General features: G+C 40.0%; 20 protein-coding genes. 19 read left to right on the forward strand and 1 reads right to left on the reverse strand.

Going from position 1 to position 20,931, the window contains the following annotated elements; translation table 11 throughout:
- The first annotated feature begins 156 nt into the window (after positions 1 to 156).
- Genes PHC76_RS07640 through PHC76_RS07665 form a run of 6 tightly spaced genes read left to right on the forward strand, consistent with a single transcriptional unit; the run spans position 157 to position 4,531 of the window.
- Complete coding sequence (locus PHC76_RS07640) at positions 157 to 405, forward strand: RNA-binding S4 domain-containing protein (protein ID WP_299974669.1); 249 nt, start codon at positions 157 to 159, stop codon at positions 403 to 405.
- Positions 402 to 1,382, forward strand: a complete 981-nt coding sequence (gene trpD, locus PHC76_RS07645; RefSeq protein WP_299974646.1) for an anthranilate phosphoribosyltransferase — start codon at positions 402 to 404, stop codon at positions 1,380 to 1,382. Before PHC76_RS07640 ends, trpD begins: the two co-directional genes overlap by 4 nt.
- Positions 1,382 to 1,792: a tRNA (adenosine(37)-N6)-threonylcarbamoyltransferase complex ATPase subunit type 1 TsaE gene (gene tsaE, locus PHC76_RS07650; protein ID WP_299974648.1), complete on the forward strand. Its 411-nt coding sequence runs from the start codon at positions 1,382 to 1,384 to the stop codon at positions 1,790 to 1,792. Before trpD ends, tsaE begins: the two co-directional genes overlap by 1 nt.
- Before the next feature lies 1 nt (position 1,793).
- Positions 1,794 to 2,516, forward strand: a complete 723-nt coding sequence (lptB, locus tag PHC76_RS07655) for an LPS export ABC transporter ATP-binding protein (RefSeq protein WP_299974672.1) — start codon at positions 1,794 to 1,796, stop codon at positions 2,514 to 2,516.
- 3 nt (positions 2,517 to 2,519) lie between these two features.
- Complete coding sequence (locus tag PHC76_RS07660) at positions 2,520 to 3,791, forward strand: RNA polymerase factor sigma-54 (RefSeq protein ID WP_299974650.1); 1,272 nt, start codon at positions 2,520 to 2,522, stop codon at positions 3,789 to 3,791.
- On the forward strand, positions 3,788 to 4,531 hold the full coding sequence (locus PHC76_RS07665; protein WP_299974652.1) for a TIGR02757 family protein: 744 nt from the start codon (positions 3,788 to 3,790) through the stop codon (positions 4,529 to 4,531). The genes PHC76_RS07660 and PHC76_RS07665 overlap by 4 nt, the downstream gene beginning before the upstream one ends.
- On the opposite strand, the gene PHC76_RS07670 is transcribed toward PHC76_RS07665, so the two are convergent.
- Positions 4,520 to 6,457 carry an EAL domain-containing protein gene (locus PHC76_RS07670; protein ID WP_300209917.1) on the reverse strand — a complete coding sequence of 646 codons (1,938 nt, stop codon included), beginning with the start codon at positions 6,455 to 6,457 and terminating at the stop codon, positions 4,520 to 4,522. The genes PHC76_RS07665 and PHC76_RS07670 overlap by 12 nt on opposite strands.
- A gap of 121 nt (positions 6,458 to 6,578) precedes the next feature.
- Between PHC76_RS07670 and PHC76_RS07675 the strand changes: the two genes are divergently transcribed.
- The 13 genes from PHC76_RS07675 (at position 6,579) to PHC76_RS07735 (ending at position 20,931) form a co-directional block, all read left to right on the forward strand.
- A complete protein-coding gene (locus PHC76_RS07675; protein WP_299974658.1) occupies positions 6,579 to 7,988 on the forward strand; it encodes a TrkA C-terminal domain-containing protein in 1,410 nt (469 codons plus the stop codon).
- A gap of 60 nt (positions 7,989 to 8,048) precedes the next feature.
- On the forward strand, positions 8,049 to 9,113 hold the full coding sequence (gene aroB, locus PHC76_RS07680; protein WP_299974661.1) for a 3-dehydroquinate synthase: 1,065 nt from the start codon (positions 8,049 to 8,051) through the stop codon (positions 9,111 to 9,113).
- Positions 9,114 to 10,757 (forward strand): mechanosensitive ion channel domain-containing protein, encoded by a 1,644-nt coding sequence (locus tag PHC76_RS07685; RefSeq protein WP_299974664.1) that lies wholly within the window; start codon positions 9,114 to 9,116, stop codon positions 10,755 to 10,757.
- Positions 10,754 to 11,998, forward strand: a complete 1,245-nt coding sequence (mtaB, locus tag PHC76_RS07690) for a tRNA (N(6)-L-threonylcarbamoyladenosine(37)-C(2))-methylthiotransferase MtaB (RefSeq protein WP_299974667.1) — start codon at positions 10,754 to 10,756, stop codon at positions 11,996 to 11,998. The genes PHC76_RS07685 and mtaB overlap by 4 nt, the downstream gene beginning before the upstream one ends.
- A complete protein-coding gene (locus PHC76_RS07695; RefSeq protein WP_300209919.1) occupies positions 11,973 to 13,643 on the forward strand; it encodes an ATP-dependent metallopeptidase FtsH/Yme1/Tma family protein in 1,671 nt (556 codons plus the stop codon). Before mtaB ends, PHC76_RS07695 begins: the two co-directional genes overlap by 26 nt.
- Positions 13,630 to 14,148 (forward strand): pimelyl-ACP methyl ester esterase BioV, encoded by a 519-nt coding sequence (gene bioV, locus PHC76_RS07700; RefSeq protein WP_299975273.1) that lies wholly within the window; start codon positions 13,630 to 13,632, stop codon positions 14,146 to 14,148. Before PHC76_RS07695 ends, bioV begins: the two co-directional genes overlap by 14 nt.
- Before the next feature lie 66 nt (positions 14,149 to 14,214).
- Positions 14,215 to 14,943 (forward strand): DUF3800 domain-containing protein, encoded by a 729-nt coding sequence (locus PHC76_RS07705; protein ID WP_299975270.1) that lies wholly within the window; start codon positions 14,215 to 14,217, stop codon positions 14,941 to 14,943.
- A gap of 158 nt (positions 14,944 to 15,101) precedes the next feature.
- Positions 15,102 to 15,623 (forward strand): molybdopterin adenylyltransferase, encoded by a 522-nt coding sequence (gene mog, locus PHC76_RS07710; RefSeq protein WP_299975267.1) that lies wholly within the window; start codon positions 15,102 to 15,104, stop codon positions 15,621 to 15,623.
- 83 nt (positions 15,624 to 15,706) lie between these two features.
- Positions 15,707 to 16,561, forward strand: coding sequence for an NAD(+)/NADH kinase (locus PHC76_RS07715; protein ID WP_299975275.1), 855 nt, complete (start codon positions 15,707 to 15,709; stop codon positions 16,559 to 16,561).
- A 3-nt stretch (positions 16,562 to 16,564) separates the two neighbouring features.
- A complete protein-coding gene (locus PHC76_RS07720) occupies positions 16,565 to 18,112 on the forward strand; it encodes an AAA family ATPase (protein WP_299975264.1) in 1,548 nt (515 codons plus the stop codon).
- Complete coding sequence (locus PHC76_RS07725) at positions 18,109 to 18,891, forward strand: TatD family hydrolase (protein WP_300209921.1); 783 nt, start codon at positions 18,109 to 18,111, stop codon at positions 18,889 to 18,891. Before PHC76_RS07720 ends, PHC76_RS07725 begins: the two co-directional genes overlap by 4 nt.
- Positions 18,892 to 18,923: 32 nt before the next feature.
- Positions 18,924 to 20,132: a lytic transglycosylase domain-containing protein gene (locus PHC76_RS07730; RefSeq protein ID WP_299972671.1), complete on the forward strand. Its 1,209-nt coding sequence runs from the start codon at positions 18,924 to 18,926 to the stop codon at positions 20,130 to 20,132.
- Entirely contained in the window at positions 20,122 to 20,931 is an 810-nt protein-coding gene (locus PHC76_RS07735) for a septal ring lytic transglycosylase RlpA family protein (protein ID WP_299972670.1), read from the forward strand. The genes PHC76_RS07730 and PHC76_RS07735 overlap by 11 nt, the downstream gene beginning before the upstream one ends.

Here is a 20,931-nt window from a genome sequence, read left to right on the forward strand (position 1 = left end):
ATAATTCATAAACTATTATAACTATACATTAAAAGTTCTATGCAAAGTTTTAAAAAAAAGAGTTAGCTGTTGAGGAAGAATATTTTCCCTCTTACCTCTCTTTTAGTTTCATTCCTCTACAATAAACTTTCTAAAGTTCAACAAATGGAATACTTTTTGCGTATCGATAAATTTCTTAATGCAGTTAATCTGACCAAACGCCGTACCATTGCCCAAGATATGATTGGTGAAGATGTGGTACTGCTCAATGACAAAGCGGTAAAACCCGCTAAGAATGTGGCTGTCGGTGATATCATTACCCTCGTTTATTTGGCAAAAACTCTTCGTTATGAAGTGTTGGCGATTCCGACACTTAAATCGACTCCTAAATCTCAACAAAATCTCTATATCAAGGAGCTAGTATGATTGCCACTAAAGCTCATTTTGAAGCACTTTTTGAGCATCGCATGAATGACGAGGAGATGCGGGAGTTTTTATCAACTCTTCCACTCAATGAATCAACCTCTTCATCGATGATAGCAATCGCCGCTGAAGTGATGCGTAGACACTCTATCATCCTCGAAGTTCCTGCTGAACTCAAACCGAAACTGATTGATGTCGTCGGAACTGGGGGAGATAAAAGCGGCAGTTTTAACGTTAGCTCTACCGTCTCTATCCTCTTGGCGGGATGCGGTGCGTATGTGGCTAAACACGGTAATCGCTCGATTACCTCAAAATCGGGAAGCGCAGACGTGTTGGAGTATTTGGGGGTTAAGCTCGATTTGAGTTTAGACAATAGTTCACGGTTGCTTCAAGAGACGGGTTTTACTTTTTTGTTTGCCCAATACCACCATCCGGCGATGAAATTTATTATGCCGATTCGTCGCTCTATTCCTGAAAAGACCATCTTTAATATATTGGGTCCTCTAACCAATCCGGTAGGATTATCGAAAATATTACTCGGTGTTTTTGATGAAGTGTTTGTTCCGAAAATGGCGGAAGCGGCGCGTGAACTGGGGATGAAATCGGCGATAGTGGTGAGCTCACGTGAAAAGATGGATGAAATCAGTATCAGCGATGTCACTTCTGCGGGTTATTTGCATAACGATGTAATCGAGTATTTCGAAATCGATCCACAGATGTATGGGATCAAAAAAGCTCCGTTTGAAGCGATACTCGGTGGCGAAGCAGAACAAAATGCCGTGATTATGCGCAATATTTTCGCCAATAAAGCGACCGATGCACAGCGGGATATGGTACTGATTAATGCAGCATTCGCACTTCTCGCTGATGGTCAAGCACGAGATGTCCAAGAGGGTTTAGAGATTGCACGTGATGGATTACAAAGTGGTAAAGCGGAACGTAAACTCGAAGAGATTATTGCGGTGTCGTCAAAACTATGATGAAACTTTCTCGTGATCAATTACCGCAGTTATGTGAGAAGATCATCACTACATTGCCACAAGGCGGTGTAGTCATTTTGCAAGGTGATTTGGCAAGTGGTAAAACAACATTTACACAAAATTTTGCCCGATTTTTGAATCTTGAGGATGCAGTAACATCTCCTACTTTTTCGCTTCAACAAATCTATGGAGGAGATTTGTTTCATTATGATCTCTACAATTATGGGTTTGAAAAATTTATCTCTTTGGGGATGATGGAAGAATTAGAACGTACGGGATATCACTTGATCGAGTGGGGAGATGAACAATTAATTTCACTGTTGTCGCAGGCAGGATTTGCGTATTGTGTGATAAAAATATCGAAATGCGAAGATAATATTAGATGTTATGAGGTAGTTAATGGAAAATAAAATTCATACATTAAAGATCGATTCATTGGTGAAAACGATAAAGCACCATGAGATTGTTCGAGGTATTAGTATGGAGTTAAAAACCGGAGAGGTTGTAGGTCTTTTAGGACCAAACGGTGCGGGTAAAACGACTACATTCTACATGATATGTGGTTTGGTGGAAGCAACTTCGGGTAATGTCTATATTGACGAGAATAATGTCTCTGGATTACCACTGCATAAACGTTCACAAATGGGGATAGGATATCTCCCTCAAGAGGCTTCTATCTTTAAAGATTTGAGTGTCGAAGAGAATTTGATTATTGCCGCTCAAGCAGGAAAATTGAGTAATGAGATGAGAGAAAAAAGGATCGAAGAGTTGCTAGAGATGTTTAACATCGAACCAATCCGAAATCGCAAAGGGATCAATCTCAGCGGCGGTGAGCGACGACGTGCAGAGATTGCCCGCGCTTTGGTCAATAAACCCCGTTTTTTACTCCTCGATGAGCCGTTTGCAGGAGTTGATCCTATCGCGGTAATGGATATTCAAAACGTCATTAAACAACTGGTCGAGTATGGAATAGGGGTACTGATAACAGATCATAATGTTCGTGAAACATTGGCGGTATGTGATCGTGCCTATGTTATCAAAAGCGGTGAACTGCTCGCATCGGGGAGCAGTGATGAGATTGCTCATAATAGCGATGTTCGTGAACACTATCTGGGCGAATCGTTTAAACTTTAAATCATGGCAGCACTTCGGGTAAAGACATCGGTTGAGGCGAAGAACAAGCTCTCGAACACATTACGCAATTGGCTCCCGATTCTCCATTCGAGTTTAAGTGATTTGGGTGAAGCGATGGCTCCGTTTGTCGAGAGCAATCCGCTTATCGAAATCAAATCGGGCTACGAAGAATCTTTTGAAGCTAAAATCCCAAAAAAAATACAGTATGGCTATGTTCAAAACTCCCATTCGCAAGCGATCGAAGCACTCACTGTTCAACATAAAAGTTTGTATGATGTTCTCGATGAGCAGTGTGAAGCTCCACTTTTTCCTACACCGATTTCTCAAGCTGTTGCCCATCATGTGTGTGAAAACCTCGATGAAGGGGGATATTACGAGGGTGATGATACAACATTTTGTGCTGCGAATGGGATAACCATCGAGCAATTCGAAAAAATACGTGATAGATTTCGCCATGTAGAACCGGTAGGAGTTGGAGCGCGTGATCTTAGTGAGTCTTTTTTATTTCAGCTCGAACACGCCTCTATTAGTGATGAGGCCTATCCGTTAGCCCTCGAGATGTGTCACAATCTCGAATCGTTAAACCGTTATCATAAAGAGAGCTGTTTTAGTGAAGTGATGCGGGTGATCGGAAGTTTTAAAAATCCCCCTGCAATCGATTTTTTGGAAGATTCTCAGCAAGTAATTCCTGATTTGATGATATTTAACGATCCGGATGAGGGTATCGAGGTAAAACTAAATGATCAATATTATCCGAGTATTACGATTGATAACGACTATGGGATTGATCACTCCTTTATCTCCCAAAAATTCAAAGAGGCTAAAAGTCTCGTCGATGCATTGGAGATGCGTAAAGCAACGCTGTATAAAGTAGGGCTTATGATTGTTGAATATCAATACGACTTTTTTCTTGGCGGTGCCATTAAACCTCTTACTCTTAAAATGCTTGCTGATGAGTTTGGGCATAACCCATCGACAATCTCTCGTGCTATTGCGAACAAATACATTGCCTGTGATCGCGGAATCTATGCGATGAAAGAGTTTTTTACCACCGCCATCGATGAGGATATTTCCAATGCCGCAATCAAAGAGTATGTGGCAGAACTGGTTAAAAACGAATCGCATAAAAAACCGCTCAGTGATATGAAATTGCTTGATTTAGTACAGAAAAAGTTTAATATCACGATGGTGCGTCGAACTATCGCTAAATACCGTTCCCAAGCCAATATCGCCGGATCAAGCGAGCGTAAAAAATTGTATCAGCTTGGACGATGAATACTATTAAAGAGCGTCTAGAAGCTGAAGTAGTTCTACGTAATTGTGCTGATGAACTGTGTGAGGATAAACCTGATCCATTAATGGTGGCGCGATATTGGGGTGATGAGTGTTCGGCATTGACTTGCGCACTGTTTGCGTATGGAAATGTAAAAGCCATCATTTCGTTGCTCCAATCGCTGGATATGAGGATTATTGATCATAACGAATCCACTATTCAAGAAGTATTGCATAACAAATATTACCGTTTTCAAAACTCTGAGGATATTATTCAGTGGTTCATTACATTAAAACGGTTAAAAGAACTTGGTGGGGTTGAAAAACACTTTGCTCATGGCTACCAAAAGGGTGGAGTGATAGAGGGGATTAATAGTCTCATCGAAACACTCTATGAGCTCAATCCCTATCGCTCTAGCGGATACACTTTTCTCATCGGTAAACCCATCACGAAAAACTCATCAGCGATGAAACGGTGGATGATGTATCTGAGATGGATGGTACGATATGATCATTTGGATATGGGGTTATGGAAAGTAATGTCACCTCGTGAGCTGATTATGCCTCTCGATACTCATACGTTTAATGTCTCAAAACGCTTAGGGCTTTTGCATAGGAAACAGTGTGATCTAAAAGCGGCAGTAGAGCTTACGAATGCGTTGAAAAAATTCGATCCAGATGATCCGATAAAGTACGATTTCGCACTCTATCGATTAGGGCAAGAGAAGAGATTAGAAGGTTAAATGTCCTGGATTACCGATATAAAATCCTTGAGCATACTCAACATGTGATAATGATTTGAGAAGAACAAATGTTTCGTCATCTTCAACATTCTCTGCAATGGTCATTGCCCCTAAACTCTCTGAAAAAAGGTGTATTGATTTAATAGCATTAATGTATTTTTGATCCTTAGTTAGCTTAGCGATTAAGGACCCGTCAATCTTGATAAAATCAACATTCAAATGAAGAAGTTGCATAAGATTGGAATAGCCTGCCCCGAAATTATCAACAGAAATTCTTACCCCTAATTTTTTCATACGTTCAATAAAGAGACTAATTTCTGAAAAATAACGGTAGATATCCTCTTCACAGAGTTCAAAAATAATCTGTTTGGCGGTATTGGTTATGACGATAGTTTCTTCGATGTAGCGTAAAGTATGGGCATTGGTAATATCATAGGAACATAAATGGATTGAAAAACCCTCTTGACGATGTTGAAATGTTTCACATGCTTGACGGATAACTTCGCGTGAAATTTCAGGATAGAGAGCTGTTTTTTTAGCAATATGCAAGAAATTATGGGGAGTGAGAATTGATGCATCTTTGTCAATAAGACGTGCTAATGTTTCATAACCGAGGATTTTACCGGTTTGTGTCGAAATGATTGGTTGATAATAGCAGATAATTCGTCCGTCATAATAGGCTTCACGTATGGATGAAGCAATATCTAAATGCTCTTTTTGGTGTATTTCCAGCTCATTTTCTTCATCATAAATAAAGAATGGTTCACCGGTTTCGCTAGCGATAGCAAGTGCTTCATCGGCATGCGCAAGTGAGAGATGCTCATTTGTATCTATACCTATTCGGATATTAAGGGTTATTTTTTCATGCAAGACATTAAAAGGGTGTTCATTGAGGGATTGAAATAAGGATTCAATAAATGCATTGATATCGGTCGGCACTGTTTTATGTTTGATAAGTATAGCAAATTCATCACGACCTAAACGATAGGCATCAATACCAAGCTTTGCGAGAAATAATGCAAACTGTTGACGTAGAGAGTCAGCAATCGCTGAACCAAAAAAGTGGTTAAGTTCTTGAAGATTGGTGAGATGGATAATAAAAAGAGCTTCATATTGGTTTCGATCCATATCATAAAAAAGTCGATAGCGATTTGGTAAATGGGTGAGGGGATCGAGAAATCCCTCTTTCACAAGTTCTTTGGTTTTTTCTTCAATACGATCATCTAAGATTGAGGTTGTCTCATAAAGCTTCTTATTCGTTGTCTCTACCTCTTCACTTAGACGCTCGGCGGTATCTGATAACATATTTCGATAGAGGATTAAAAGCGGTAAACTTCCTAAAAAGATGATTATTGATTTGGCTATGGTATCGAAGATAGCTGTTTGAGATTGCTGTTGCAAGGATACAGGTTCTGAAACGGCAATGATAAGATAGTGTATACCTGATGTTGTGGTGTGAGGAACATAAAAAGTGTGTTCACCTTCCTCTTTATCGAGTTCAAATAAAGGTTGATTGGTTTTTAAAATAGATAAAAATTTCTCTTTATTTTCCACAATCGAATCAAGAGTCTGTATCGGTTTGTTAGCAGAAGATGTACTGATATTGCCAATACCGTATCGTAAAGTATTATTACTGTCTAAAATAACTGTGTAAATTTGGCGCATATGATGGCTATAAGCAAGTTTTGTCAAATTTTCAACATAGGTTGCGTATTCTACCGGAGTGATTTGATTTAAAAGCAATGGATCGATGAGATTACCATTAATAATAACAGAAGAGGTGGAAGATGCATCCACTAAACCATCATGAATTTTTTGAATATGAGCTGATTTAGCACTGTAATATTCTCGAATTCCTATTCCAGATACTACAGCGAAAAAGAGCAATAACGCAATAAAGAACTTTCTACTATCCACTTTCATCATAACACTCCACACTGGTGATAATTGATAGTATATCATTTTTTTTAATATTCTATAGAACTCCCAAGATAATACAAAAATAATTCTATGGTACAATCACGCCAATTATTTAAAGTTGAGTCAAATGAAAAAAATTTTAATCGTTAGTGACGGGGCAATCGGTAACCATTTTATTGAGGGGGTTATCGGTACGCACACCACCGAAAATGTCTATTATGTGATTTCTCCTAAAGATACGGATGGATATAGTGGTTACAATCCCTCACGCTTTAAATTTTTCAATTTTGATCCGACCAGTTACTATAAAATTTCTAATATTTTAAAAACTGATTTTACCCAAGCTATTTTAGCAATGGAAAATCAAACGGAACTTCGCCAAACTATCAGTAATATCCGTGCTCTTAAGCCAAATATTCGCATTATTGCCCTCGACTTATGGAACTCTAAAAGTCAAGATGATGGTGTTGAGTGGATTAATATGCGTCAAATATTATCATTAAATCTCATTGATCGCCTCCCAAATATCCCTGTTTTGGCTCAAAATATTGGATTGGGTAATGGCGAAATTATGGAAGTTTTAGTCCCTTTTGGGAGTTCGTTTGTTTACCGACATATCGGTTCAATCGAACAAAACAACTGGAAAATAGCAGCGATTTATCGGAACCGACAACTTATTATCCCCAGTGATCAAAAGATGATTCAACCGAATGATATTTTGGTTTTAATAGGAGAACCAAGTGTTTTAAAATCGGTGTATCGTGCCATCAAACGGGAATTAGGGCAATTTCCTGCCCCTTTTGGAAGCAAGCTTTATTTGTATATCGATATGGCGCATGAAAAGGCTCATAGTATTTCAGAGTTGGTACGTCGTAGCGTCTACATACAGCGTAAACTTAAAAAGCCGTTACTTATTAAAATTGTTAATCCTAGTAGCGTCGAAATTTTACGAATGATAAAATCGTATGCCACAAAAGGGGTTGAGATAGAGATTCTTTATAAAATTTCTATGGATGATGATTTCATTTTAAACGATATCAAAAAACACCATATCGGACTTTTTATCGTTTCTCAAAGTATGTTTGCTCGTACATCTATTCGAGAAAAGTTATATGAAGGAAACGTACCTGTCTTAAAATTGGCAAATCGCTCATTTTCGCAGCTTCAACAAGCATTGGTTATTTTGGGTGATGATAACCACGTAGAACATATCTCGACTACCGTATTTGATGTTGCTTCTCAGCTTGGATTTAATCTTGAATTGATCGATTATACGATTGAGGAGCGTGAGAATATTACGCAGTCGATTGAACATTTTAGCAACCTCTCTACGATTTTTTCTAAATCTATTACGGTTGTTAAAACCGAAGACAATCCAATCCGTTTCTTGCGAGAGTACGATAATTTTTTACAATGCCTCCCTTTTACTCGAAAAATGTTTCAAAGCCCACTTAAACGTTTATTTGCAACTGATCCTGAAATTTTATATATGAAATTGGACAATTATCATCAGTTATTTATCCCTACACAAATATAAGATTAAGCCCATTTAAAGTATTATAGTATAATTCTATACCCTTATTTTAGCAGGCTTTTTATGACACTGAACATCACACTTAATCGCACCATTGACGACTCTTATCCGATTCATATCGGGCCACTTTCTCTTATCGAATTTAATGGCAAAGTAGCTATTCTCACCAATCCGAAAATTGCAGGATTGCATTTGCAAACGCTCCTTGGACAACTACGTGCCAAAGAGGTCTATATTATTACAATTCCTGATGGTGAACAGTACAAAAATTGGGAAAGTATAGAGTTTATTTTAGATCGGATGTTCGATCACCGCCTAAACCGTAAATCACTGTTGATTGCTTTTGGTGGTGGTGTTATCGGTGATATGGGGGGATTTGCATCGAGCCTGTATAACCGTGGTATCGATTTTATTCAAATCCCGACCACCCTTTTATCCCAAGTTGATGCGAGTGTCGGTGGAAAAACGGGGATCAACAACAAATACGGAAAAAATCTCATCGGTGCGTTTCATCAACCGCGTGCCGTTCATATTGATCCGAGTTTTTTATCCACGTTGCCAAGTCGTGAATTTGGAGCAGGGGTAGCTGAGATTGTTAAAATGGCAGTGACGTTTAATCGTGATTTTTTCGAATGGTTGGAGAATAATAATCTCCAACACGGCGATAATCTTATAACAGCAATCACCAAAGCGGTTGAGACAAAAGCGCGTGTGGTTGAAGAGGATGAAAAAGAGCAGGGGCTTCGTGCGGCACTAAATTACGGACATACTTTCGGGCATGTTATTGAAAATGAGACTAAATACGAGACCTATTTACATGGGGAATGTGTTGCCATCGGTATGGTGATGGCAAACGAGTTGGCTGTTGTATCGGGGCTTATGAATAGCGATGAAGCGATGCGGGTTAAGAACTTATTAGCAAAATATGATCTTCCGCTTTCGTACACAATAGTCGATGTCGAAAAATTTTATCAGGCTTTTTTCTTGGATAAAAAAAGTGCCGACAGTGCCATTACATTTATCCTTCCTCGTGGAATCGGTGATGTTGAGATTACCGATAGTATTGAGCCGGCAATAGTCAAAAAAGTACTTTCTACTTTTTCAGCTATTGATGGTGGATTGTTTTAAATGAAACTATTTTTAGCTGTTTTACTCGTAATTTTTACCCTTGCATCAACGCTTGATGCCACCACAAAGCAGGAGAAATTAAAACTCAAAGAGGAGAAAGCACTTCAAGCTCAACTGGATGCCTCAGCAAAAGAGGCTGAGCTTCAAAATGTTCAAGATGAGCTTTCAAAAATCAAAAAAGAGCTTTCACGTGATAATAGTATATGGATTAAAAGCTATAACTCGTTTATGGCGTATCAAGAAGCACGTAAAAGTCTTCGCGAGGTTAGATCCAGGCTCGATCAGCTCCAAGATTACACCCCAAGTGTAGAGCGTAAATTAGAATCGGAAGCGTTGCAAGCAAAAGAAAAAATTCTGACCGATCAAGTAGAGTTACTCAAAGCTCAAGGGACATCTCCTTTTGTTTCACTTCTTAAACCGGATGAAGCGGGAACACTCCCCTCAATCACTAATCCATTTCAAATAGTTACGGGTCTTTCGTATGTTAAACGTCTTAATAGTCAGTATCAGGATTATGTTTTACGGGAAGATGATTTACAAGAGCTTATCTCATTATTGGAACGTCAAGTTACGGTATACAAAGACTTGATACGCCTTAACCCAAAAGGAGATTATGAGGTAGAACTGGAAGCGACGCTTCTTCAAGTCGAAAAGTTTAAACTTGCGCTCGATACTTTAATCTCGACCGCAGATGTTTATGAAAAACGGATTGAATCGACCGAAGCAAAAATCAACAAAGAGATAAAAGATCAGCTCTATAAGTTGTTTAATATCGGATTGGTCATCTTTATCTTGTTTTTCCTCTCTTTTTTACTGAAACGGGTCATTAAACGCTACATTCTCGATAATGAGCGGTTTTACACGGCAAATAAGATTTTAACCTTTGTCAATTTTACCTTGATTATTTTGATTTTGATGTTTAGTTATATCGATAATGTGGGCTATCTCGCAACCGTTCTTGGATTTGCTTCAGCGGGTCTTGCTATTGCGATGCGTGACTGGTTCATGTCTGCATTGGGGTGGCTAGTTATCGTCGTTGGTGGTTCGATACATGTGGGTGATCGTATCCGTGTCGAAAAAGACGGGATGATCTATTTAGGAGATGTCTTGGACGTTTCACTTCAACGGATTACACTACTGGAAGATATAACCTTAACTACTGTTATGCATAACCGTCGGGGTGGACGTATTATATTTGTCCCGAATAACTATATTTTTACCTCACTAATCGCCAACTATACCCATGGTTCTCTTAAAACTGTGTGGGATGGGATTGATATTGTTATTACCTTTGATTCGAACCATAAAAAAGCGTCTCACATTGCCAAAGAGATTTGCCGAAAATATTCTAAAGGCTACACCGATATTACCCGTAAACAACTCAACAAATTGCGTGATCGCTACAGTTTGAAAAATACCAATGTTGAGCCCCGTATTTTTACCTTTATCGAGCCAAACGGGATGAAAGTAAGTGCTTGGTATTTGACCAACGCGTATGCTACTTTGACGTTGCGCAGTACGATATCTGCTGAAATTGTTGATGCGTTTAATATAGAGGATGATATTACGATTGCGTATCCTACACAAATGATTTACGCCTCTCCTAGCGCCGCAAAATCTCTTATGCCGATTGAAGAATCATGAAGCCAAAAGTTTATTTTAAAACGTTCGGTTGTCGCACCAATCTGTTCGATTCCCAAGTGATGATGAGCGGTTTAAGCGACTATGAGGTGACGGAGAATGAATCCGAAGCTTCTATCGTTGTCGTTAATTCCTGTACGGTTACCAACGGTGCTGATGTAAGTGTTCGTGGCTATATTAATAGTGTCGAAAAGCGCGGACAAAAGATTTTTCTCACCGGTTGCGGTGCCCATACCAAAGGGGAGGGGCTTTTTGGTGCGGGGAAAGTACACGGCGTATTCGGTCAGTCGGAGAAGATGAAGATTAATACTCTTTTATCGACAACAGAGCGTTTTTATGAGATTGGAGATTTGAATTATATCGATGATGCGATTGTGGATGAGTTTATCGGAAAATCACGAGCATTTATCAAAATCCAAGAGGGGTGCAATTTTCGGTGTAACTACTGTATCATCCCCTTTGTTCGCGGTGATGCACGGAGTATGGATGAATCTAAGATTTTAGAACAAGTGAACCGTTTGGCGGGGAATGGATTTGGGGAGTTTGTCCTAACGGGGACCAATGTCGGAAGTTATGGTCAAGGCGAGGGGCGTAATATTGCGGAACTGATGAAAAAGATGTCCCTCATCCGTGGTGTGCGTCGTATCCGAGTAGGTTCACTCGAACCGATTCAGATTAATGACTCTTTTCGAGAAATATTGGGTGAATCGTGGTTGGAGAGACATCTCCATATTGCGATACAACACAGCTCCAATGAGATGCTTCGCCTGATGAACCGCCGTAACCGTTTTGAGAGTGATCGTGAACTTTTTGGGATGTTGCATGAGCGCGGATTTGCTTTGGGAACCGATTTTATCGTCGGGCATCCGGGGGAGAGTGATGCGTTGTGGGAAGAGGCAATGAAAAATATTCAAGAGCTTCATTTGACACACATACACCCCTTTACCTACTCCAAGCGTGATGGTACACCGAGTGCTCTGATGAAAGATCAAATTAACGGCGCAGTATCGAGTAAACGTCTTGCGGAACTTAATAGTTTAATAAATGCGAATAATCTCCGATTTCGCCGAAACGTTACTTCTCCACTCGATATTTTAGTAGAATCAGGAGATAATGGACTTTACAGCGGTTTGGATCAATTTTTTAATAAGATTGTTATAAAAAGCGATGAAGATTTAGCGGGAAATTGGATTACACTAGAGAAATACGAGGTAGAAAATGAACATAACACAGCTCAAGTTTAATCGTAATCAGCTCATTGTATTAGCATCGGGGGGAATAATTCTTTTATTACTTCTGTATGCCCTTCTACGTGAGAGTAGTGCTCTTGTATCTCTTGATGAAGCGACCCGTATTGTTCAGTCGAATCAAGTTGAAAAAGCGGTGATTGACGGAGGATATCTCTATCTTTTTACCGAAAAAGAGGGTGTTGCTAAAATTCCATCATCACAAGTCCCTTTAGAATTAACTTCACATCTCAAAATCGAGGAAAAAAAGTCGAATGGATGGATTTGGCTATTTTTGGTTGTAACGGTCATTTTAGGAGCTATCGGATGGGTTTATAATACTCGCCGTATCGATGCCATCGTTCATGAAGAGAGAACGCCACCTCCTTCACCGACTAAATCACTCGAAGCTGAAGCCTCGTCACCATCTTCACCCACTCCGGTAAAATCGACGGTGCGCTTTAGCGATATCGGTGGGATAGGTGATGTCAAAGAGGAACTCGAAGAGATTATCGATTTTTTACGCAATCCGAAACGCTACTACAGCTTTGGTGCCCGTATGCCACGCGGTGTATTGCTCGTAGGCCCTCCGGGCGTCGGTAAAACGATGATTGCCAAAGCGGTTGCCGCCGAAGCGGATGTCCCTTTTTTCTACCAAAGCGGTGCATCTTTTGTCCAAATTTATGTCGGGATGGGGGCAAAACGGGTACATGAACTCTTTGCCGCCGCGAAAAAAAATGCCCCCTCCATCATCTTTATCGATGAGATAGATGCGGTTGGTAAAAAACGGGGTGGTGAGCGTAATGATGAGCGGGAGGGGACGCTTAATCAGCTCTTGACCGAGATGGATGGGTTTGAGGATACCAGCGGTATTATCGTCATCGCCGCTACCAACAATATCGATATTATGGACAGTGCATTGCTCCGTTCGGGGCGATTTGATCGTCGTGTTTTTGTGGAGCTTCCGACAGCAAGTGAACGTATCTCTATTTTGGAAAAATATCTCCACCATATTCCGCACGATTTAAAAACCGAAGATGTCGCGAAAATGACGGTAGGATTTAACGGTGCTTCATTAGCCGCATTAGTCAATGAAGCGGCGTTATTATGTCTGCGTAACCGCGAATTTCAAGTCAACATGACCCATTTTTTAGCCGTCAAAGATAAAGTAATGTTGGGTAAAAAACGTCTCACCATGCTGAGCGATAAACAGCGTCAATATCAAGCACGTTATCAAGCGGGAAAAGTGTTTGCCGCTACATGGTTTGATTTAGCGTATGAAAAAATCACCCTCAGTAATGATACGATTACCCCTCCCGTCTCCGAGCCTCTGCTAAAACACGAGATTGAATCGCATGTACGGATACATCTCGCCGGACTCGCTGCGTGTGAGTTACGTTTCGGTGAACATGCTTCATCTGTATCGCATGATTTAGAGGTGGCTAGAACACTGGTAAAATCGATGGTTAATGAATACGGTATGGGAAGTTCACTCTTTCCAAAGCCAAGTGATAGTGAAGAGTTAATGAAACGGTTGTTCGAAGAGACGAAGATTTTATTGGAACGATATGAAAAACCGGTAGAGAAAATAGAGGCGATTTTGAGCGAATATGAACATATCTCCAAATCGTTAGCCAAAGAGACTATGCGTGATATTTTATAGCGGTTTTTCCCTCAAAAACGAGACTCACTATTTCGATAATTTTTTAGAAAAGAGTCTCTATAGCGTCGCTGGATTTAGCTACGGCTCCATCAAAGCGGCACACTATGCTCTCGAAGCAACCCATCGTATCGATACCTTGCAACTTTTTTCCCCAGCTTTTTTTCAAACACAAACTGAAGCGTTTAAAAAACTGCAACTAAAAGGATTCGTCCGCTCTCCACAAGGATATCGGGAGAGTTTTCTCATCAACTGCTTCTCCCCCTATCCCGTACATGACGTTGAACTCAATCATGAAGATAATGAGGAAAATCTCCGAGAACTTCTCTATTTTGAGTGGACAAACGAGTTGATGGAGGCTATACGCTCCAAAGGGGTACGGATTGAGGTCTATTTAGGACTCGAAGATCGTGTGATAGATGTTGCAAGCACGCGCGAGTTTTTTCTCCCTTATGCTACTGTCACATCGATTCGAAGAGGAAACCATTTTTTACAGGAGGGGCTGTGAAATGGATGGTATTAAAATCAGAAACCTCTTTAAACTTTATGAAGAGATGATGGATAGGGAATCAAAATGAATTTCAGCAACTACATCGTTTATGTCGATGAAAGCGGTGACCATTCACTGACGTCTATCAATAAAGATTTCCCGATATTTGTTTTGGCTTTTTGTATTTTCGACAAAGAGAAGTATTCTCAAAGTGCAGTTTTAAAACTCAAAGATTTCAAATTTAAGCATTTCGGTCACGATATGGTGGTGCTTCACGAAAATGAGATTCGTCGAGATAAGGGTTGGTTCAAAATTCTTAATTCAAAAGAGAAAAAAGAGGCTTTTATAGATGAATTGACACAAATCATCTATGAGGAAGATTTTACGATTATCGCTACGGTCATCCAAAAAGACAAACTGTTCAGTCATACGAATAGTCCATACGATATCGCTCTAAAATATTGCATGGAGCGAACCTATCGATTTTTGGAATCGAAAAATGAACATACTAAAATGACACATATCATCGTAGAACAACGAGGGAAAAACGAAGACGAAGAATTGGAACTCGAATTTCGCAGAGTATGCGACGGATATAACTTTAAAAATATACGGTTTCCTTTTGAAATTATTCTCGCCAATAAAATGAGCAATTCAGCAGGTTTGCAACTGGCTGATTTGGTGGCTCGACCGATTGGATTGAGTGTTCTCAAACCTGAACAGACAAATAGAGCATTTGAAGTGCTAAAAGATAAATTTCATAAATCAGATAGTGGGAGAGTTGAAGGAGTTGGGCTTAAAGTATATCCATAAAAAGCAAAAAGCCCCAGAGAATCCTCTGAGGCTTGAAGCCGATCGCCAATCTGCAATCCAGTGTAGTTATTATACTCAAGTTTTATTTAAATTGTAAAGAAAACTTCAAAAGATTAGGAGAACAAACGTGACTTTATTTATTAATTTAGGAGAAAATAATGATTAAAATAGGGGTTATTACCGCATCAGACCGTGCAAGTGCAGGGATTTATGAAGATATTTCAGGGGTTGCGATCCAAGAGTCGATGAAGGATTATCTAAAATCTGAACATGAGATTGTGTACCGTTGTATCCCTGATAATCAAGATACGATTGAAGAGACGATGATGGAGTTGTGTGATCGTGAGGGGTGCTGTTTAGTAGTAACAACAGGAGGGACAGGTCCTGCACGTCGTGATGTGACTCCTGAGGCGACGGAGAACGTCTGTGAGAAGATGATGCCGGGGTTTGGTGAGTTAATGCGTTCTGTGAGCCTTAAATACGTCCCTACAGCGATCCTTTCACGTCAGACGGCGGGAATCCGTGGCAAGAGCCTTATCATCAATCTTCCGGGGAAACCTAAATCGATTCGTGAATGTTTGGACGCGGTATTTCCTGCTGTGCCGTATTGCATCGATTTGATTGAGGGACCCTATTTGGAATGTAACGAAGCGGTTATTAAAGCGTTTCGTCCCAAATAGTAAAAAATGGCAAATTGCAAGATTTTTAGCCTTGAGCGAAAAGTGAGTTATAATAGAGTCAAAATGAATTTGTGAGTAAAATATTGAAATTAACAACTATTAAACGTGTCGGTATTGTATTACGCCCCTCCACACCAGAGCTCAAAGAGATGTTTTTTGAAGCAAAACGGATTTTTGAATCCCGTGGCATTGAGGTTATTATTGATAATATCAGTGGTGGTATGATTGATGTAATGGGTCAGCCTTTTGATATGATGTGTGAAAATAGCGATTTTTTAATGACGATAGGGGGAGATGGGACGTTGATCTCCGCCGTTCGACGCTCATACCATTATCAGTTGCCTGTTTTGGGAATTCATGCCGGAAAACTTGGATTTTTAGCCGATTTGGATTTTGCAGAACTTGAAAATTTTATCGAAAAAATGTTACTTGGTGAATATCGTATCGATCAGCGCGCTATATTGCAAGCGACGATTGTAACTCAAAAGGGGGTTAATGAGGTATTCGCATTTAACGATATCGTATTAACACGCCCCTCTATTGCTAAAATGATTCATGTCGAGACTTATGTTGATGGGCAAAGTTTTAACACTTACTATGGCGATGGAGTTGTCGTCTCTACTCCGACAGGTTCAACCGCGTACAACCTCTCCGCAGGGGGACCGGTTCTTTTCCCATTATCTCAGGTATTTGCCTTGACACCGATATGCCCCCATTCGCTCACACAGCGTCCTATGGTTTTTCCGGGGCATTTTGAAATCGAGATGAAAACGCCCGACGCGAGTGCATTGGTTATCATAGACGGTCAAGATTTAGTAAAAATCAGCCATAAAGATACCGTCAATATCAAACTAGCGAGTGGAACAGCCCATCTGATTCATCGAAAAGAGTTTAACTATTTTGAAGTACTTAAAGAAAAAATGGGCTGGGGGAAATAATCGGTGATCGAGCGTTTTTATCTCAAAGAGTTTCTTAGTTTTAAAGAGGCTGAACTCGAATTTAATCCCGGGTTAATCGTTTTTACCGGACCCAGCGGAAGTGGAAAATCGATTTTAATGCGTTCGATTTTGGCATCGGTAGGGCTTGATAGTGTCGAAGCATCGATATGTGAATCTTCGGTCAAATGGCAAATTGATGAAGAAGAGTATGGGATTGAAAATGATGATATCAATATTTTTCGTCATGTCAAAAAAGAGAAAACCTCCTATTTTATCAACAACCAACGCACCTCAAAATCCTCTATGGAGAAGATTAGCGGAGGGTATTGCCGTCATTTGAGTTTAAAAGATTACAGCGATTTTGAACCTTTGTCACTGCTCAAAATGGTGGATGAAAAAATAGCGATTGGTATGGCAGAATATACTCAAACTCTCCAAAAACATAAAGAGATATTTGAGATACACAAAACACTGGTGGAGGAGTTGCGCTCTATAGAAGCCCAAGAATCAAAACTCGCAGAACTTAAAGAGTTTGCCGCCTTCGAAATTGCTAAAATCGATACTATCAAACCCACTTTAGGGGAAGATGAAGAGCTCTCGATGATTAAAAAACAGCTCTCTAAAAAAGAGAAGATTGAAGAGGCGATAAAAAGTGCCGAAGAGATTTTGCGATTTGAAAATCAGGTCACTTCGGCATTGTCACTGTTAGATGTTGAAAGCGGTTTTTTTGACGATGCGATGAATGAGTTACGGGGTGTTTTTGAGGGGGCTATGGATAAACTAGAGCTTCTCGAAGAGGTCTCTATCGAAGAGGTTCTTAACCGTATCGAATCGCTTGCAGAACTGAAACGTCGTTACGGCGGTATTGCCGAAGCACTCGAATACCGTGAACAAAAGTCCAAAGAACTGGAATCGTATGAAAACATCGAATACTCGAAAAAAGATTTACTCCGTAAAATCCAAGAGTCCCAAACTCTTTTGATAGAGTTATCACAAAAACTTTCAAAAGAGCGTCATGAGACAATTCCATCGCTGTTAGAAAAACTCAATACGTATCTTTCTATGCTCTATTTACGTCCCGCAACATTGTCGATTATGACAACTGAACATCATGGTGCAGGGGTAGATAAGATAGTTTTAGGATTAGAGGGGACTTCATTGGATAAGCTCAGTTCAGGGGAGTTTAATAGGCTCCGTTTGGCACTATTATCCCTACGGGTGGAGAGTATGGATGATGAGGGTGGAGTGCTGATGCTCGATGAAATCGATGCGAATTTGAGCGGTGAAGAGTCGATGAGCGTCGCTAGGGTCTTACGCCATCTCTCTTCACGGTACCAAATCTTTGTCATCTCCCATCAACCGCAACTCACCTCGATGGGGCAACAACACTTTTTGATCTATAAAGACGATGAGAGTCGTGTCCGTGAGTTGAATGAGGGGGAAAGAGTCGAAGAGATTGCTCGTATAATCAGCGGTGATGCTATCAGTGAAGAAGCCAGAGGATTCGCACGTGATCTTTTTGAACGTGTTAAGTTGGAGTATAGATTATGATTATCGACACACATGTCCATCTCGACGATGAACGCTATCGTGACGATTTTGATGCAATGATGGAGCGTGCCCTGAAAGCTGATGTTCGAGCCTTTGTTATCCCCGGAGCGCACCCCGCTACGTTGCCGCGAGCAGTTGAGATTTGTGAACACTATCCTAATGTCTATTTTGCGGTTGGGGTTCACCCTTACGATATGGAGCATATGGAATCGGTCGATTTTGAGTCTTATGCGGTGCATCCCAAATGTATCGCAATCGGAGAATGCGGATTGGATTATTTTCGTCTTGAAGGGACGGATGAAGAGAAATTAAGAGAAAAACAAAGACAAGAGGAGGTCTTTCGAACACAAATCCGTTTTGCGAAAAAAGTACAAAAACCTTTGATCGTCCATATCCGTGATGCTTCTCATGATGCAAAGATGATTTTATTGGAAGAGGGTGCAGGAGAAGTAGGGGGAGTGCTCCATTGTTACAATGCTGATGATGAACTTCTCTCACTTTCAGAGCAAAATTTTTATTTTGGGATTGGTGGTGTTGTAACGTTTAGTAACGCTAAAAAATTGATCAATATTCTACCCCGCATTCCAAAAGATAAATTGATACTCGAAACAGATGGCCCCTACCTAACCCCGCATCCTCATAGAGGAGCGCGTAACGAGAGTGCCTATACTCGTTTGGTAGCCCAAAAAGTATCCGATCTTTTAGAGAGTGAAATCGAGGATATCGAATCTTTGACAACACAAAATTCAACAAGGTTATTTGGAAATTTAATAGTTTAGTGGTATCATATTTAACTTAAGAGGAGGGTACTTTGCGTTGGTTACTTTTCCTAATAATGATTCCTTATCCTCTTTTTTCTCTTGCATTTGATACCCACGATTCAAAAAAATCAGAAGTTTTAAAACATTTTGATGTCCCTTCCTCTTTTTTAAACGACCCATATTTGCATGATGAGTACAGTGAGCGAAAACGTGATTGTTCACTTAACGGATTTGCTAATTCATCTGATAATGCCGATATATTGATACCTATGCTCTCCTCTATTATTGCTCAATCGGATCTTCCTGAAGAGTTTTTATTTATTGCCTTGGCAGAATCAGGACTTGATACCGTCTCAACCTCTTCGCGCGGGGCGAGCGGATTGTGGCAATTTATGCCTGAGACAGGAAAAGTGCACGGACTGAAAATTACCTCTTATGTGGATGAGAGGTGTGATCATATTAAATCAACGCGAGCCGCTATTACCTATCTCTCACAGTTACATAAGCAGTTTGGAAAATGGTATTTGGCTATCATTGCTTACAATTGCGGTGACGGCAAACTTTCCCATGCTATTAGAGAAGCCCATAGCAGTGAACTTAGTGTCTTAACCAATCCCAATAAAGGGTACATCCCCCCTGAAAGCCGTCGATATATCCGTCGTATTTTGGCTCTTGCACTGCTAGCCAGTGATCGTGTATTTTTAGAACAGATTCAATATGACCATTTAATCGGTGTAGCATCTAAAAATCCTATTGCAACCGTCTATTTGCCTGAAGGGGAGGAGATTGATAATTTGGCAGCTGTTTTAGAGATGCCAAAACAAAAATTAAAGTTCCTTAATACCCATCTTAAACGGGGTGTTACCCCTCCAAATGTTAACTCCTATCCGGTCTATATCCCTGAATCCAAACTTGCCTTATTTCAAGCAAAATATCATCCAAAAGGGTTAAAAAATTATTTTGTGATGCATAAAATCAAATCAGGTGAGAGTTTGGTATCACTTTCGAAGCGTTACAATGTAGAGCGCTCAGCCATTATGTCTGAAAATATGCTCAGCGAAAAAGATGAGATGAAAGAAAACCGTAATCTTAAAATTCCTCTTAGCCGTACATTTATTAAAAAGGAGGTTATTGTTTATGAAGAACCTCCCGTTTCAGCGATAAAAATGTATAATTTCAATCTTGACAATCTAAAATCGCGTAATCCATTCAACCCCCCTAAAGTAAATGAGAATGAGGAATCCAAGCTTGCTAACTAAAATATTTTTATCGTTGTCTATCCTGATACTAAGCGGTTGTACAACGTATAAAGGTTCTTACTCTTATAAACAACCAAAATCCTCAAAAAAAACTCCATCGGCAGTTTTGGACAGTGCACCATCGGATATTATGAAAAAAAATGGTGAACCGGTTGCATCAATGCGTCCTTATACAGTATTGGGTAAAGAATATTATCCTACAGTTGTGGCAATAGGAGATACATTTTCAGGTCGTGCAAGCTGGTATGGATCGGAATTTCATGGAAAAATGACCAGTAGTGGTGAAACGTATGATATGAATGCGTTGAGTGCTGCTCATAAAACGTTGCCAATGAATACCGTTGTTCGGGTAACGAATCTTGATAATAATCTTAATACCGTTGTCCGAATAAATGATCGAGGTCCTTTTGTAGAGAGCCGAATTATTGATCTCTCCTACGCTGCAGCGAAAGAGATTAATTTAGTCGGAAAAGGGAATGCAAACGTCCGATTAGAGGTATTAGGATTTGAACCGACAGGGACTAAAACTATCGATTATAAAGTGATGTCAGCAGGACCAAAACAGGAAATTCTTACCTCTTTTGCCGTTCAGATCGGTGCATTTGCCAACATCAATGGTGCAGTTGAAACACAGAAAAAGTATGCGAGTTTCAAAGGATACTCTGCAATCATCAAAGATTCACAGTATAATAACGATAAACTATACCGTGTATGGCTACGTGGATTTAGAAGCGAAGCTGAAGCTCGAGATTTCATAGCACAAGGCTATTTTAGTGGCCAATTTATTACAAGGGAATGA

This window comes from Sulfuricurvum sp. (assembly GCF_028710345.1).
GTDB lineage: Bacteria > Campylobacterota > Campylobacteria > Campylobacterales > Sulfurimonadaceae > Sulfuricurvum.

Bases quoted from the DNA above. Each gene is read 5' to 3' on its own strand.
- PHC76_RS07675 (WP_299974658.1), top strand. From the start codon at position 6,579: ATGAAAAAAATTTTAATCGTTAGTGACGGGGCAATCGGTAACCATTTT.
- PHC76_RS07695 (WP_300209919.1), top strand. From the start codon at position 11,973: ATGAACATAACACAGCTCAAGTTTAATCGTAATCAGCTCATTGTATTA.
- PHC76_RS07725 (WP_300209921.1), top strand. From the start codon at position 18,109: ATGATTATCGACACACATGTCCATCTCGACGATGAACGCTATCGTGAC.
- PHC76_RS07660 (WP_299974650.1), top strand. From the start codon at position 2,520: ATGGCAGCACTTCGGGTAAAGACATCGGTTGAGGCGAAGAACAAGCTC.
- PHC76_RS07665 (WP_299974652.1), top strand. From the start codon at position 3,788: ATGAATACTATTAAAGAGCGTCTAGAAGCTGAAGTAGTTCTACGTAAT.
- trpD (WP_299974646.1), top strand. From the start codon at position 402: ATGATTGCCACTAAAGCTCATTTTGAAGCACTTTTTGAGCATCGCATG.
- PHC76_RS07685 (WP_299974664.1), top strand. From the start codon at position 9,114: ATGAAACTATTTTTAGCTGTTTTACTCGTAATTTTTACCCTTGCATCA.
- tsaE (WP_299974648.1), top strand. From the start codon at position 1,382: ATGAAACTTTCTCGTGATCAATTACCGCAGTTATGTGAGAAGATCATC.
- PHC76_RS07670 (WP_300209917.1), bottom strand. From the start codon at position 6,457: ATGATGAAAGTGGATAGTAGAAAGTTCTTTATTGCGTTATTGCTCTTT.
- mtaB (WP_299974667.1), top strand. From the start codon at position 10,754: ATGAAGCCAAAAGTTTATTTTAAAACGTTCGGTTGTCGCACCAATCTG.
- aroB (WP_299974661.1), top strand. From the start codon at position 8,049: ATGACACTGAACATCACACTTAATCGCACCATTGACGACTCTTATCCG.
- PHC76_RS07705 (WP_299975270.1), top strand. From the start codon at position 14,215: ATGAATTTCAGCAACTACATCGTTTATGTCGATGAAAGCGGTGACCAT.
- mog (WP_299975267.1), top strand. From the start codon at position 15,102: ATGATTAAAATAGGGGTTATTACCGCATCAGACCGTGCAAGTGCAGGG.